12 protein-coding genes and 2 rRNA genes are annotated in these 14,159 nt (G+C 68.0%); 5 read left to right on the top strand and 9 right to left on the bottom strand.

Going from position 1 to position 14,159, the window contains the following annotated elements; genetic code table 11:
* Nucleotides 1-415: 415 nt before the first annotated feature.
* Both ACIN94_RS14820 and ACIN94_RS14815 read right to left on the bottom strand, forming a co-directional pair.
* Nucleotides 416-1,642 (bottom strand): saccharopine dehydrogenase family protein, encoded by a 1,227-nt coding sequence (locus tag ACIN94_RS14820; protein ID WP_400705131.1) that lies wholly within the window; start codon nt 1,640-1,642, stop codon nt 416-418.
* Nucleotides 1,643-1,883: 241 nt separating this feature from the next.
* Nucleotides 1,884-2,882, bottom strand: coding sequence for an extracellular solute-binding protein (locus tag ACIN94_RS14815; protein WP_400705128.1), 999 nt, complete (start codon nt 2,880-2,882; stop codon nt 1,884-1,886).
* Between the two features lie 7 nt (nt 2,883-2,889).
* Here ACIN94_RS14815 and ACIN94_RS14810 point away from each other — a divergent pair, with 7 nt between their 5' ends.
* Nucleotides 2,890-3,216, top strand: a complete 327-nt coding sequence (locus tag ACIN94_RS14810; RefSeq protein WP_400705125.1) for a hypothetical protein — start codon at nt 2,890-2,892, stop codon at nt 3,214-3,216.
* 19 nt (nt 3,217-3,235) lie between these two features.
* Here the strand turns inward: ACIN94_RS14810 and ACIN94_RS14805 are convergent, their stop codons facing one another.
* From ACIN94_RS14805 to ACIN94_RS14795, 3 genes are read right to left on the bottom strand one after another with little or no spacing between them, the layout of a single operon-like run.
* The gene (locus ACIN94_RS14805; RefSeq protein ID WP_400705122.1) at nt 3,236-4,741 is read right to left on the bottom strand and encodes a CoA-acylating methylmalonate-semialdehyde dehydrogenase; all 1,506 of its coding nucleotides are present in this window, start codon (nt 4,739-4,741) and stop codon (nt 3,236-3,238) included.
* A complete protein-coding gene (locus ACIN94_RS14800; RefSeq protein WP_400705119.1) occupies nt 4,738-6,036 on the bottom strand; it encodes an aspartate aminotransferase family protein in 1,299 nt (432 codons plus the stop codon). The genes ACIN94_RS14805 and ACIN94_RS14800 overlap by 4 nt, the downstream gene beginning before the upstream one ends.
* Nucleotides 6,037-6,082: 46 nt before the next feature.
* Nucleotides 6,083-7,621, bottom strand: coding sequence for an MFS transporter (locus ACIN94_RS14795; protein WP_400705116.1), 1,539 nt, complete (start codon nt 7,619-7,621; stop codon nt 6,083-6,085).
* 54 nt (nt 7,622-7,675) lie between these two features.
* Here ACIN94_RS14795 and ACIN94_RS14790 point away from each other — a divergent pair, with 54 nt between their 5' ends.
* Entirely contained in the window at nt 7,676-8,473 is a 798-nt protein-coding gene (locus tag ACIN94_RS14790) for a TetR/AcrR family transcriptional regulator (RefSeq protein WP_400705113.1), read from the top strand.
* Nucleotides 8,474-8,537: 64 nt separating this feature from the next.
* On the opposite strand, the gene ACIN94_RS14785 is transcribed toward ACIN94_RS14790, so the two are convergent.
* A complete protein-coding gene (locus tag ACIN94_RS14785; RefSeq protein ID WP_400705848.1) occupies nt 8,538-9,452 on the bottom strand; it encodes a DMT family transporter in 915 nt (304 codons plus the stop codon).
* A 216-nt stretch (nt 9,453-9,668) separates the two neighbouring features.
* Between ACIN94_RS14785 and ACIN94_RS14780 the strand changes: the two genes are divergently transcribed.
* Entirely contained in the window at nt 9,669-11,294 is a 1,626-nt protein-coding gene (locus ACIN94_RS14780) for a PucR family transcriptional regulator (protein WP_400705110.1), read from the top strand.
* A 9-nt stretch (nt 11,295-11,303) separates the two neighbouring features.
* Nucleotides 11,304-11,699, top strand: a complete 396-nt coding sequence (locus ACIN94_RS14775) for a cupin domain-containing protein (protein ID WP_400705107.1) — start codon at nt 11,304-11,306, stop codon at nt 11,697-11,699.
* Between the two features lie 69 nt (nt 11,700-11,768).
* Here ACIN94_RS14775 and ACIN94_RS14770 read toward each other — a convergent pair whose 3' ends face one another.
* Complete coding sequence (locus tag ACIN94_RS14770) at nt 11,769-11,918, bottom strand: hypothetical protein (protein ID WP_400705104.1); 150 nt, start codon at nt 11,916-11,918, stop codon at nt 11,769-11,771.
* Nucleotides 11,919-12,429: 511 nt separating this feature from the next.
* Between ACIN94_RS14770 and ACIN94_RS14765 the strand changes: the two genes are divergently transcribed.
* Entirely contained in the window at nt 12,430-13,674 is a 1,245-nt protein-coding gene (locus ACIN94_RS14765) for a phosphodiester glycosidase family protein (protein ID WP_400705846.1), read from the top strand.
* 143 nt (nt 13,675-13,817) lie between these two features.
* On the opposite strand, the gene rrf is transcribed toward ACIN94_RS14765, so the two are convergent.
* Both rrf and ACIN94_RS14755 read right to left on the bottom strand, forming a co-directional pair.
* Nucleotides 13,818-13,934, bottom strand: a 5S ribosomal RNA gene (gene rrf, locus ACIN94_RS14760).
* 135 nt (nt 13,935-14,069) lie between these two features.
* Nucleotides 14,070-14,159 (bottom strand): 23S ribosomal RNA (locus tag ACIN94_RS14755); the annotation flags it as partial.

Genomic DNA, 14,159 nt, shown 5'->3' with positions numbered 1-14,159 from the left:
TCCCCTCGTGTATCGCCCGGGAGCGCGAGGGGCGGCGTCTGTCGCCCGCGGAGCGGACGTCGCGCGACCCCCATCAGCGCGTCTTTAATCCCGCTATGACTTTTTTAGCCTGGGATGAGCGAAACCATACCGGTGAGAGAGACGCACCCCCGCCCACTTGACATAACGATCCGGATTCGAGACGTCCGGATCCTGTAACACAGAACCGGTCTCAAACGATGTGTACCTCCGGCGCCTTCGAGCCGGGACCGTCCGGTGACTTCACCCCTGGCATGCCGAAAGGGCGACGGCCGGTGGTTCCGGCCGCCGCCTCTGCGGCACCGCGGTCAGCCGCGCGAGCGGCCGTCACTCATCGATCGGAAAAGAAGACAGGCCGGCCGCACGTGTGTGGCGGGGCCGAAAGCACGGGCTCCGCTCAGGCGGTCACAAGGGCCTTTCGGGTCTGGTCACGCATGCCCCACGGCGAGCCGTAGGCGTTGAGCAGCTCCAGGAACGACACCGGGTCGAACGCCTCCGGACCCAGCACCCCCGCACCCGACCAGGCGCCGGTGGCCAACAGCTCGAGCGCGACCACCGGGTGGACGGCGGTCTGCCAGACCACGGCCTGGCAGCCGTACTCCCGCATCGACCACTCGTTGTCGACCACGTGGTACAGGTAGACCTCACGCGGCTCGCCGTCCTTGCCAATGCCCTTCACCCAGGTGCCCGCGCAGGTCTTGCCGCGCATCCGGTCACCGAGCGTGGCCGGGTCGGGCAGGCTGGCCGCCACCACGTCGCGGGGCGAGGCCTCGACACCACCGACCGAGATCTTGCCCGCGTTGTCCAGGCCGAGCTTCTGCAGGGTCTTCAGGACGCCGATGAACTCCTCGCCGAGGCCGTACTTGAACGTCACCCGCTTGACGTCGATCCAGCGCGGGACGAGCAGCACCTCCTCGTGCTCGACGTTCACGCACTCGACCGGGCCGATCCCCTCGGGGAAGTCGAACACCTCGGGCTCGCTGAACGGCTCGGTGGTGTGCCAGGCGCCGTTCTCCCAGACCACCGGCGGGTTGAGACACTCCTCGATGGTCGTCCAGATGGAGAAGGTCGGCGCGAAGTCGTAGCCGTCGACCACCAGGTTCGACCCGTCGCGGATGCCGATCTCCTCGATGCTCTCGAAGAGGTGGTCGGCCGCATAACGCGCGAACACGTCGGCGAGCCCGGGCTCCACGCCCATGCCCACCAACGCCAGCCTGTCCTTGGCGCGCCAGGCGTCGGCGAGCGCGAACTGCTCGTCACCCAGCTTCACCCCGGTCAGCTCGTACGGCTTGCTGGAATGGGGCCGTGACAGCGACATCGCCATGTCCAGGTAGTGCGCCCCGGCATTGAGCGCGGCCTGGAACAGGGACATGTTGAAGCGCGGATCCACGGCGTTGAAGAGCACGTCACAGCGGTGCTCGGTGAGGGCCGCCTCGACCGCGGCCTGGTCAGAGGCATCCAGCGCGATGGCGCTGAACCGCGGGTCCTGGATCTTGGCCACCACGTCAGCGGCGCGGCTCTGTTTAGAGTCCGCCACCACGATGTGTTCGAAGAAATCTCGGCGTGCTGCGATCGGAACAACGGCGGAGCCAACCCCGCCCGCTCCCACAAGAAGGATTCTCATACCGAGAGCCTACTCGCTGACTGGTCAACCAGTCGACAGCCAAGACATGATTTAACAACTAAATCCATTGTTGATGTTGACAACCGCGATGGAAACCGTAGCGATCGCAGGGGTAAGCAGACATGACTGTGGAGAGGGGAAGCTCCCGGAGCGCCCCTGACGGCCCCTGGCGGGCCGGCCACGCCCAGCGGGGAGGTAGTAGCCACGCGGCCCCGTCAGGCCCGGGCCACGGGGTCCCCGCTCAGCTCCTCAGGTCCTTCCACCTCTGCACCCAGTCGGTGTAGTCGGTGCATTCCTCGCTCCGGCCGCCGCAGTCCCTTACCGGGCGGACGGCGAAGAAGACGCGCCGGATCCAGTCGGCGTCGCGGACGTGGTAAACCTCACACATGTGCTGGGCACGCCCGCCGCACGCCTTGGGGTTGGCCGGGGCCAGGCCCGTCCAGGCGGCGGCCGAGCGCTGTACGTTCGCCGAGGCGGTCCAGTTGAGCCACTTGTAGGCGCAGTTCGGGCTGGCGGGCTTGGCGGTGAGCATCCACGAGTCGACCCACCCGGTCATCGGTGACCCGTCCAGCGCCTTCATCGGCCGGCCCGCACGCTGGAAGAGGTCCCGGTGGTACGGCAGCGCCTGGGCGAGCCGCACCGACCCCGTCGAGAGTGCCCGGATCACATCGAGGGAGTCCTTCCAGTAGACCCGGTCGGGGCCGTTCCGCTCGGCGAGCAGCTTCACGGCGGCGTCGAGCTGGACGGGAGTGAGCTGGAACGGGTTCTTGACCCCGAGCTCGGGACTGGTCCGCCTGAGCGCGAGCGCGGCGTCGGCGATGCTCAGCGGGCTGTCCTTGATCGCCACTGGGGCGGTCGTGTAGAGGGCCTCGGGCCCCTGTGGCCTGCGCCCCTCGTAGACGACCTGGTTGACCCCCCAGAGATACGGGATGCCGTAGACCCTGCCCTCCCGGCGCATGGCGGGCAGCTCGCGCAGCCGCTTGGGGATGTCCGCGTAGGCCTCGACCAGGGAGGTGTCGACCGGCGCGACCCGGCCCTCCGCCATCAACCGCCCGGCCAGGTCCGGCGGGGGCGAGATGACATCGTAGGAGTTGCCGTCGAGCTTGGCGGCCATCTCCTCTTCCGTGCCGACCCGGTCGAGCTTCACGATCCGGCATCCGGTCTTCTGCTCGAACGGGGTCACCCAGTTGAACCTGGAGCTGGTCCCGCCGTACTCGACATGGTCCTGGAACGTGAGCACCTGAAGCGTGCCCTCACTCTTGCCGATGGACGCCGAGGGCGCCGGGCCGGGGCCCCGGCTCGGGTCTGAGCCGGGGCCCCGGCTGGGCGACGCCGAGGGCGTGCTCGACACCGACGGGCCCGTCGCCGGCTGGGCGGCGTTCGCGGCCCCCACCGAGGCGGACGCGGCGAGCACCAGGCCGCCCGCCAGCGCTCCGAGACGTGTACGGCGGAGCCCGCCCCTGTTCACCAAGTCCCCCCACGATGCCACTGCCGACCTGCCCGGAGCCTATCTGTCCTTCACCTGGTCCGGCAGACGGCTCGCGGCCCCGCCGGGGGCCGTCGCCTGGTCGTGACACTCCTGGCCGTAGGGACCTACCCGTTGGTCGGGAACCCCAGGTTGACACCGCCGTGGCTCGGGTCGAGCCAGCGGGACGTGACGACCTTGCCACGGGTGTAGAAGTGCACACCCTCGGTCCCGTGGACGTGGGTGTCGCCGAACAGCGAGGCCTTCCAGCCGCCGAAGCTGTAGAAGGCCATCGGCACCGGGATCGGCACGTTGATGCCGATCATGCCGACCTCCACCTCGTTCTGGAACCGCCGGGCGGCGCCCCCGTCGTTGGTGAAGACCGCGGTGCCGTTGCCGAACTCACCACCGTTGATCAGCTCCAGCCCCTCCTCGTAGGAGGACACGCGCACGATCGCCAGGACCGGGCCGAAGATCTCCTCCCGGTGGACCCGGGAGCCGGCCGGAACGTGGTCGAGGACCGTCGGGCCAAGCCAGAAGCCCGGGGTCTCCGCGGCGACCGTGCCGCCGAGGATCGGAGTCTGGCGGCCGTCCACGACGAGCTTGGCCCCTTCGGAGACGCCCAGGTCGAGGTAGGAGGCGACCTTGTCACGGTGGATCTCGGTGACGAGGGGACCCATCTCGGAGGCGGGATCGTCGCCGGGGCCGACGGTCAGCGCGGAGACCCGAGAGACGATCTTGTCGACCAGCTCGTCACCGACCGGGTCCACCGCCAGCACGACCGAGATCGCCATGCAGCGCTCGCCGGCCGAGCCGAAGCCCGCGGACACCGCCGCGTCGGCGACGAGATCGAGGTCGGCGTCGGGGAGCACGAGCATGTGGTTCTTGGCGCCGCCGAGCGCCTGGACCCGCTTGCCGTGGGAGGTGCCTGTCTCGTAGACGTACCTGGCGATGGGCGTGGAGCCGACGAACGAGACGGCGCGCACGTCCGGATGCTCCAGCAACCGGTCCACCGCCACCTTGTCGCCCTGGATGACATTGAAGACGCCGTCCGGCAGCCCGGCCTCCTTCCAGAGCGAGGCCATCAGCAGCGACGCCGACGGGTCCTTCTCGGAGGGCTTGAGGATGAAGGCGTTGCCTGAGGCGATCGCGATCGGGAACATCCACATCGGCACCATGGCCGGGAAGTTGAACGGGGTGATCCCGGCGACGACGCCCAGCGGCTGACGGATCGAATAGGAGTCGACCCGGGTGGAGACACCCTCGGAGAAACCACCCTTGAGCAGGTGCGGGATGCCGCAGGCGAACTCCACGACCTCCAGGCCCCGGGCCACCTCACCCAGCGCGTCGGAGTGGACCTTGCCGTGTTCGGCCGAGATGAGCCGGGCGAACTCGTCACGGTTGGCGTACATCAGCTCGCGGAAGCGGAACAGCACCTGCGAGCGCTTGACCAGCGAGGCGTCCCGCCAGGCCGGGTAGGCCGCCGACGCCGCGGCCACGGCGGCGTCGACCTCGTCCACCGACGCGAGGTGGACCCTCCCGCTGACCTCCCCGGTCGCGGGATCGAAGATCTCGGACGTGCGGCCGTCACCCTCGACGGGAGCTCCGTTGATCCAGTGGGTGACGTTCTTCACGAGACGACCTCGGCGTTGATGACTTCCAGTGCGTTGACGATGATCCCGAGGCCCTCGGCGGCCTCCTCCATCGTCAGGGTGAGCGGCGGGGCCATGCGGAGCACGTTGCCGTGCAGGCCGCCCTTGCCCGCGAGCAGGCCGGCCTTCCTGGTCTCCTCCATGAACCGGGCCGCGAGCGCCGGAGAGGGTCCGCCGGTCACGGGGTCGACCAGCTCGAGGGCGAACATCAGGCCCTTGCCGCGGACGTCACCGACGATCGGCAGGCGCGGCGCGGCCTCACGGAGCCCGTCGATGATCAGGGCGCCGGTCCGGGCGGCACCGGACTGCAGGTCGTGGTCGAGGACGTAGTCGAGAGTGGCGTTGGCGGCGGCCATCGAGATCGGGTTGCCGCCGAAGGTCGCGAGACCGACCGCGTGCAGGCTGTCCATCAGGTCGCCGCGCGCCACGACACCGCCCACCGCGAAACCGTTGCCCAGCCCCTTGGCGAAGGTCATCATGTCCGGCGTGACACCGTGGTTCTGGATGCCGAAGAAGGCCGACCCGGTACGGCCCCAGCCGGTCTGCACCTCGTCGGAGATGAACAGGATGCCCTCGGAGTCGAGGACCTCCTTGTAGGCGGCGAACAGCCCGTCGGGGGCCATGGTGAACCCGCCCACCCCCTGGATCGGCTCGGCGATCAGCGCGGCGACGTCGCTGGAGACGGCGGTGGAGAGCACGTGGCGCAGGTCGTCCACGCACGCCGCGATGTAGTCGGCGTCCGACAGCCCGCGGAACTGGGCGAGGTGGCGGTCGGCGCCGTGCAGGAAGTGGACGTTCAACGGGGACAGCGAGTTGTTCTTCCAGGCGCGGTTGCTGGTCACGCCGACCGTGCCGAAGGAGCGCCCGTGGTAGCTCTGCCGCATGGCGAGCACCTGGTCGGACTTGCGCGCGTAGGTCGCCAGCAGGAGCGCGGTCTCGTTGGCCTCGGTACCGGAGTTGGTGAAGAAGACCTTCGCGTCCTTGATACCGGACAGCTTGGCGATCTTCTCCGCGAGCTCGACCTGCCCCCGGAGGAGATAGACCGTGGAGGTGTGCACGACGCCCGTGGCGAGCTGGCGCTCGACAGCCTCGCGCACCTCGGGCACGTCGTACCCGATCATGTTGGTCAGAATGCCCGCGAAGAAGTCGAGGTAGCTCTTGCCCGACGCGTCGACGACCCGGTTGCCCTTGCCGCCGACGATCTCAATGGGCTCGTTGTAGTAAAGGGCCACCCAGTTGGGCATTACCGCCCGGTGGCGCGCAAGAAGGTCCGACATACGTCGAGTATCCCGGCTTGGAGCCACCACTCATACCGTCAACATGTCAGAGCATCGACGTAGAACCCTTCACACTGTCAACGAGATCCTCTCCCTGGTCCGGCTCCGCGGCCGGGGCCAGGGGGGCTGGCCGCAGCACCGTGAACGCCAGCGCGGCGGCCGCGAGAGTGAAGGCGACGCCCACCCAGGAGCCGAACGACATGGCCAAGACGAACGCCTCCCGCGCGGTCCGCGCCAGTCCGGGATCACCGAGCAGGAGTGCGCCGCCGATCGAGTCCCTCGCGGCGGCCGGAACTCCCTCGGGCATCGACGAGGTGTAGACCCCGGCCAGCACACTGCCGAGCACGGCCACGCTCAGTGCCATACCCACCTGCTGGACGGTGTCGTTGAGCGCCGATCCCACACCGGCGCGCTCGGGCGGCACCGCCCCCATCAGGGTCGCGTACGCCGCGGGCCCGGCAAGTCCGCCACCGATTCCCATCAGCATGAGTCCGATGATCAGCATGCCGTACCCGGTGTCGGCGGTCATGAAGGCGAGCACGCCGAAGCCGAGGGCCATCACACCGAGACCGGCGGCGACCAGCGTCCGGTTGCTGACCCGCTGCCCCAGGCCGGCGCCGACCACGTTGAACAGCGCGGCGGCCACGGCGTACGGCAGCAGCGCCAGCCCCGCCTTCATGGGGCTGTAGCCCAGCACGAACTGCAGGTACTGGGTGAGCATCAGCAGCAGCGCGCCCGTGCCGAACGACATCAGCACGATCGAGAACGACGCACCGCTGAAGTTGCGGTCGCGGAACAGTCCAAGCGGCAGCATCGGATGCTCCGCCCTCCGCTCCCAGAGCACGAACGCACCCAGCGCCGACACGGCCAGCACCCCGGCGACCAGCACCTTCGGCGAGGCCCAGCCCTCCCCTGGCGCCGAGATGACCACGAAGACCAGGGCGCTCATGCCGGTAATGGACAGCAGCACGCCAACCGGGTCGAGCCGCCGCGCCGGACCACGTGTCTCGGGTATCAGCAGCACGGCCGCGACGACGGCGACGGCCGTGATCGGCACATTGAGCAGGAAGATCGAACCCCACCAGTAGTGCTCCAGCAGGAACCCGCCCAGCGTGGGACCGGCGATCACGCCGACCATGGCCACCGCGCTCCAGGCGGCGATGGCCTTGCGGCGCTCACCCTCGTCGAAGACGGTGATCAGGATCGACAGGGTGCTCGGCATCAGGATGGAGCCGCCGACGCCCATCAGCGCGCGGGCGGCGATGAGCTGCCAGGGTTCGGTGACCAGCAGGGCGATCAGCGAGGCCCCGCCGAACAGCACGAGACCGATGATCAGGAACCGCTTACGGCCATAGCGGTCGGACAGGCTGCCCGAGGTGAGCAGCAGTCCGGCGAAGACCAGGACGTAGGCGTCGATGATCCACTGGATGTCCGAGGGGCTGGCACCCAGATCGGTCATCAGAGCCGGGATGGCCAGGTTCAGGACGGTGTTGTCCACCACGAGGACCAGCAGGCTCAGGCAGAGCACCCCAAGGACCCACCATCGCCGGGGATCACGTTCATCTCGTACAGCGTTCGATTTCACTCGCACACCGTACGATAAAATCGAATGGTGTGCGAGTGGATTTATGCTGAGTCCGTGAACCAGTGCTTCAGCTCCGTCTGGCTCCGCGAACCGCGGACCGCCAAGAGCTCGACGCTCAGCCGGGCGCAGATCGTGCGCGTGGCCGTGCAGCTGCTCGACGCCGAGGGACTGGAGGCACTGAGCATGCGCCGCCTGGCCACCCGGCTCGGTTCGGGCGCGACCAGCATCTACTGGCATGTGGCCACCAAGGACGATTTACTGGAGCTCGTCCTCGACGAGGTCTACGGCGAGTTCACCATCCTGGACGCCGAAGAGACCACCTGGCACGACGCCGCCTCCTCCTTCGCGTACGGCATGCGCCAGGCACTCCTCCGACACCCCTGGGCGATCACTCTCGTCGGAACGCTCCCCGCCATCGGCCCCAACGCGATGCGGCTCATGAGCAGGCTGGCCCGTACCTTCGAACACGCCGGATTCCGGGGGCCCGACCAGGACTATGCCGCCTCGGCGCTCCTGTCCTACGTGATGGGGGTCACCACACCCGAGATCTCCTGGAAGGCTCTGCTGGCCAAGGCGGGCCTCGGCCCCGACGAGTGGAACGCCGCCGTGCAGCCGGCGGTGCGCAGAGCCGCGGCCGACTATCCCGAGCTGATCGCCCGCTACACCGAGTTCAGCGAGATGGACGTCGACACCTCCAGGGCCCTCAACTTCGACTTCGGCCTGACCTGCCTCCTCGACGGCCTGCAGGCACGTCTGGACCGGGGAGACTCCCCGCGGCAGGACCCAGAACACGCCCCTGCCACAGGCCGGGTGACTCCTCCCTCCCCTTCCAGACCCGCCAAGAGCCGGTAACCGCGTCCCGGAGCGCGCGGGCAGGCGACAATCCCGATGCCGGAGCGCCGCGGCGGCGAAGGGGTCAGGGCCCGGCCGTGACCCTCTCCCCCACGGGGACCGCACGACGGGCGGGAGCCGCAAGGACGCCCCAGACCGCCCCAGCGAGGACGACCGCGCCGCCCGCGAGCTGCGGCCCGGACAGGGCCCCGTCCAGCAGCAGCCACGTGGCGAGCACCGCGACGACGGGCTCCAGCATGCTGAGAATCGACGCGCGGACCGGACCGAGTGTCGTGGCCCCGACGAAGAACAGGGCGATCGCGAGCACGGTCGACACGATCGCCACGGCCGCCACCCAGCCCCAGCCCGCCGGCGCGAAGCCGATGTCCAGACCGCCGGACGCCAACCCCAGCAGCGCGAACGACCCGGTGGCGAACATGGCCAGATAGGCCGTGGTGACCGTGGGAGACAGCGAGGCGGACACCCGGCTGCCCAGGACGATGTAGCAGGCGTAGGCCACGGCGGACCCGACCGCCGCGAGCATGCCGGGAACGTCGAGGCCGGTGTCGAGTCGGCCCACCACCAGCGTCAACCCGGCCAGCGACACCAGGATCGGGCCGACGACGGTCCAGCTCAGACGGGTGCGTTCCACGACTGCCGACAGGACCGACACCAGTCCCGGATACAGGTACAGCAGCAGGACGGCCAGAGCCGGCGCGATGCGCTGGACCGCCGTGAAGTACAGCAGCGACTGGACGGCGTACATGCCGCCGCCCAGCAGTGCGAGGGTCGCCCACTGCCGCCCCGTCAGCCGTCCGAGCCTGCCTCGCAGCCCCAGCCACACCAGGAACACCGCCGCCGCGATCGCGAACCGCAGCATGAGAAGCGTCGTCACCGACATGCCCGCGCCGTAGGCGTAGGACGCGAACACGGGCATGAGCCCGAACCCCGTCGCCGAGACCAACGTCGCCATCACACCGCGCCGCATCACCACCGCCACCTCCAATGGGTCATTGTGGTCTATGCGCCGGGAGCGTTGATCCTCGCGTCGGCCGGACGGCGACGACACAGCCGGAGCGGCCGCTCACCCGCGGTGAGCATCGCTCACCGGTCCGTCCATCGACGGGCATACCTGGTGATCTGGCATCGAACCGGTGCAACATGCTGTAAAGCAGCAGCTATCCGAACTTACAATCTGATCAGATAGTCTCGATCAGTGCTCCCTACCATCGCCGACGTTCTCTCCCTGGACACCGTCCGCCGAGGCAATCCCCGCGTCGTCGCAGGAGCCGACCGACTGGGCACCCGGGTGCGCTGGGTGCACGTCGGAGAGGTCACTGACATCGCCCACCTGTTGCGCGGCGGAGAGTTGGTGCTCACCACGGGCATCGCCCTTCCTGACGACTCCGAGATGCTGACCGGCTACGTCGCGGAGCTCGCCGCCGTCGGCGCGTCCGGGCTGATCGTGGAGCTGGGCCGCAAGTTCATCAAGGAACTTCCCCCGTGCGTGGTGAACGCCGCCGAACAGCACGGCCTGCCGCTGATCACGCTGGCCCGCGAGACCCCATTTGTACAGATCACCGAGTCGGTCCACGCCAGGATCATCGACATCCAGCTGGAGGAGCTGCGCGCCTCCGAGCAACTTCACGAGGTCTTCACCGAACTGTCGGTCGAGGGCGCGTCCCCCGCCGAAGTGCTCAGCCAGGTCGCCCGGCTCTCCGGACGACCGGTGCTCCTGGAGAACCTCGCTCACCAGGTGCTGGCCTGCGAGACGGCCGGGCGCGACACCGGAACGCTACTGGCGAGCTGGGAGGCCCGGTCCCGGGCAGTGGCTCCGGACCAGCGCACCGCATACGACTCGGCCTCCGGCTGGCTGGTCACCATGGTCGGCGCGCGAGGCCAGGACTGGGGCCGGTTGATCCTGCTCTGCGGCAGCGAGCCCGGCCCGCGGGAGATCGTGCTCGCCGAACGCGCCGCGACCACCCTCGCCCTGGGTCGCCTGCTGGAGCGCCATCAGGAGTCCCTGGAGCGCCAGGCCCACGGCACCATCATCACCGGCATCCTCACTCACTCCTACGCCGACCCCGACGAGGCCGCTGCCCGCGCCCGGGCGGTCGGCGTGCCGCTGATCGGCCGCAAGCTGATCAGCCTGGTGCTCCGGCTGGCCGAGCAACCGGAACACCCGCTGGAGGGCCAGGAGCAGCTCGCCAGGCTCGGCGAGCTGGCCGACGCCACCGCCGCCGCCTGCCGGGATGCCCGCCTCCCCGCCCTGGTCGGCGCCCTGGACCAGAACCGCGTCGGCGTCCTGCTCCCGCTGCCCCCGCGCACGCTCGCCGAGCCCGCGCTGGCCATGCTCGCCGACCGGCTGCGCGCGGCCTTCACCACCTCGTTCGTGCTCGCCGCCGGCTCGGTGGTCGAATCCCTCCGTGACGTACGGCGCAGCTTCCTGGAAGCGGAGCAGGTCGCGGACGTGGCCGTCAGACAGCCCGACGGCCGGCCTTTCTACCGCCTTCCCGACCTTCGCCTGCGTGGCCTGCTCCACCTGCTGAGAGACGACGCTCGCCTGCAGACCTTCGCCGAACGCGAACTCGCCCCCCTGCTGGCCCACGACGCCCAGCGCGGCGGCGACCTGACCAGGATCCTCCGGATCTACCTGGACTCCGGCCGCAACAAGGCCCTCGCCGCCCAGAAGGCCCACCTGTCCCGGCCTGCCTTCTACGACCGGCTCCGCAGACTGGAGCGCATCCTCGACACCAACCTGGACGATGTCGAGTCCTGTCTCTCCCTGCACGTCGCCCTCATGGCGCAGGAGTCCTTCCGGAGAGACAACACCCGCACCTGAGAGGTCCTCATGCCCGACATCCTCGTCCCCGACACCACCGACCTGGCCCGCATGGTCACCGCCGCCGGGATCTTCGCCGTCCCCACGGGCGACGTGCGGCTGTCACCCGACGAGCTGGACCCGGCCCAGATCCTGGCCGGCTCGCCGCAGACCTCCTCGGTCGAACTGTGGTCATCACCCGACGGCTCCCAGAGCCGGGGCATCTGGGAGATCACCCCGGGCACGGTGATCGACGTCGAACGTGACGAGATCTTCGTGGTCGTGTCCGGCCGGGCCACCGTGGTGGTCGAGGGCGGTACCACCATCGAACTCGTCCCAGGATCGGTCTGCCTCCTCGCCGACGGCGCCAAGACCACCTGGATCGTCCACGAGACCCTCCGGAAGGTGTATCACTCCCTGAGCTGAGGAGAACTTCGGCGCAAGCCGTACTGGACCCAGATTCCGTACGGCTTGCGCCTGTCTGATCGCGCCCGGTTAACCGTCCCGGTCGGACGCGATGTCCGCGTGGACGGTGTCATCGGCGCAGACATAGAGATCCCAGCGGCGTGGTCGCGCCGTGATCACGCCGAGGATGAATCCGAGGACCACGCTCGCGATGATCACGATGAGAATGTTCAGCCCCATGATGGCTGCCTCTCGAAGGACGTGCCGCTTGATCTGAGGAGTGCGGCGTACCGAACCGTAGCGCCGTATTGCCGTCCTCGCAGCGAAACGGCGGAGACTAACCCCTATTGACCAGCGCGATTGGCTCGATCGAGGCAGTTTCGGACTATGGGAACTCTGTCGTTCCGCAGATGACACTGTCCGCGCGACGGCACTTTCTTGGGATGTTTAGCGTGTTTCGCTCCCTTCGGCAGAGAGATCTCGGCACGATGGTGCATCAACGTCTTGGTCACCAATCGGGAGAGAGATACATATGTCACGACGTATCGTCGTCGGGCTTTCGGTCATGGCACTCAGCCTCACACCGATTCCCGCCCAAGCCGACGGGGCGAGTCTGACCTTTCCCACTTCGGCGTTTCCGCTTGGCGATACTGTCGCTCCGGTCAAGAACCAGCGCAGCGTGGTTCCGGGCGTCGACCTCTTCAGCCTGAAGCACGGGAAATCCACCGAGGGATGGACTGTAACGGTGCTGATGCCCAACGGGCATGACGACGGCAGTCTGACCGCCGCCCAGGCCAAGGCCGAGGAGGTTGAGGCCGCCGGGTTCACCCCCAGCCTGCAGAAGGTCGTCCAGCCTGCCGCCGCGGATGCTCCGGCCGTGGAGCGGTACCTTGTCCGCGTTGGGCTGTGGACGTTCGCGCAACGCGCCAAGGCCGACAAAATGGTGAAGGAACTCAAGGAGTTCGGCATCAGAGCCAGAACCGACTATCTCGCTGATGACGGTCTGGAGACCACCGGCCCCTGGAACATGAATGTTCTGATGGTGGACCCCAAGGTCTTCAAGGGATCATTCAGGACGAGCGTCGGAGTCAGTGTCGCCAAGCGCGAGACCGTCAGTTCGATGTCCAAGCTCACCAAGGCCATCGCCGGTGTCAACGGCGGTTTCTTCAACATTCACACGCCCAAAGCGCTCCAGGGCGACCCGATGGGGATCTCGGTGGTGGGTGGCAGGCTTCTCAGCGAGGCGGTGGCCGGCCGCACCGGCATCGTCATCAACGGCCGCAACATCCGGATCACCGAACTGAAGACCGCGGTCACCGCAACTCCGGCCGACGGAGCGAAGACCGAGGTCAAGGGCATCAACCGGGCCGCCGGAACGGATGAACTCGTTCTCTACACCGAGGAGTTCGGCACCAAGACGGCAGCCGACGGCGGCGCCGAGATCGTGGTCGACTCCCAAGGAAAGATCATCAAGGCCCGTACGGCCGGAGGCGTCGTCTCCCCCGGCACCTACGTGCTTCATGGCACCGGCATCATGGCCGACTGGCTCCTGGAGCACGCCTTGGAGACCTCCACCATGAAGCTGGACACCCAGGTCATCGACCTGAGGACGCAGCGGGCTGTCCCTCTCACTCCAGACACTTACGTCATGGGCGGCGGCGTCGGACTCGTCAGGAACGGCCGGATACGGATCACCGCCCAGGCCGACGGACAGGCCTCGTTCAACATGATGCTCCGCCGCCACCCGCGCACGATGGCCGGCGTCACCAGGTCCGGCGGTCTGATCCTCGCCACGGTGGACGGCCGCGACCCGGGCGTCACCGTGGGCGCCTCGATGGTGGAGGCGGCTCAGCTGATGCGCTGGCTGGGCGCCACTCAGGCCATTAATCTCGACGGCGGCGGATCGAGCGTGATGGTCGTCGGCCACAAGGTCATCAACCATCCTTCGGACGGCAGCGAGCGTACCGTGGGTGACGGCCTGTTCATCACGCCCTGATCCCGTTCTCCCAGTCGGAGTCCTGGCCCCTTCACGGGGCCAGGGTTTCTCCTTGTCGAAGGAAGATGAGGAGAGATGTTTCCAGGGAAAGAACCCGGAAAACAGAAAAGGCCACCCCGAAGGGTGGCCTTTCCCAAAAGATTGTCCGGCGGCGACCTACTCTCCCACACCGTCCCCGGTGCAGTACCATCGGCGCTGAAGAGCTTAACTTCCGGGTTCGGAATGTAACCGGGTGTTTCCCCTTCGCCATAACCGCCGTAACACTATGAAACTGTCAAACACCCACGGTGCCTGCTGTTTCAGAATTACATAGTGGACGCGGGCACAACCTTGGTTTCGCGCTGCTCCGGACCCGGCGAAGGGACAGAGCGCTGCAGAAACCAAGAATATGCTTTGTGGTCAAGTCCTCGGCCTATTAGTACCGGTCAGCTCCACACATTACTGTGCTTCCACCTCCGGCCTATCAACCCAATCGTCTATTGGGA

Source organism: Streptosporangium sp. NPDC087985 (assembly GCF_044741965.1).
Lineage (GTDB): Bacteria > Actinomycetota > Actinomycetes > Streptosporangiales > Streptosporangiaceae > Streptosporangium.
Note: the sequence above shows the minus strand (reverse complement) of the source record. Positions and strands in the feature narration are given on the sequence as shown.

What these genes read in the sequence shown, in the direction of transcription:
- ACIN94_RS14820 (WP_400705131.1), bottom strand. Translation starts at nt 1,642, where the DNA reads ATGAGAATCCTTCTTGTGGGAGCGGGCGGGGTTGGCTCCGCCGTTGTT.
- ACIN94_RS14770 (WP_400705104.1), bottom strand. Translation starts at nt 11,918, where the DNA reads ATGGGGCTGAACATTCTCATCGTGATCATCGCGAGCGTGGTCCTCGGA.
- ACIN94_RS14765 (WP_400705846.1), top strand. Translation starts at nt 12,430, where the DNA reads ATGCCCAACGGGCATGACGACGGCAGTCTGACCGCCGCCCAGGCCAAG.
- ACIN94_RS14800 (WP_400705119.1), bottom strand. Translation starts at nt 6,036, where the DNA reads ATGTCGGACCTTCTTGCGCGCCACCGGGCGGTAATGCCCAACTGGGTG.
- ACIN94_RS14775 (WP_400705107.1), top strand. Translation starts at nt 11,304, where the DNA reads ATGCCCGACATCCTCGTCCCCGACACCACCGACCTGGCCCGCATGGTC.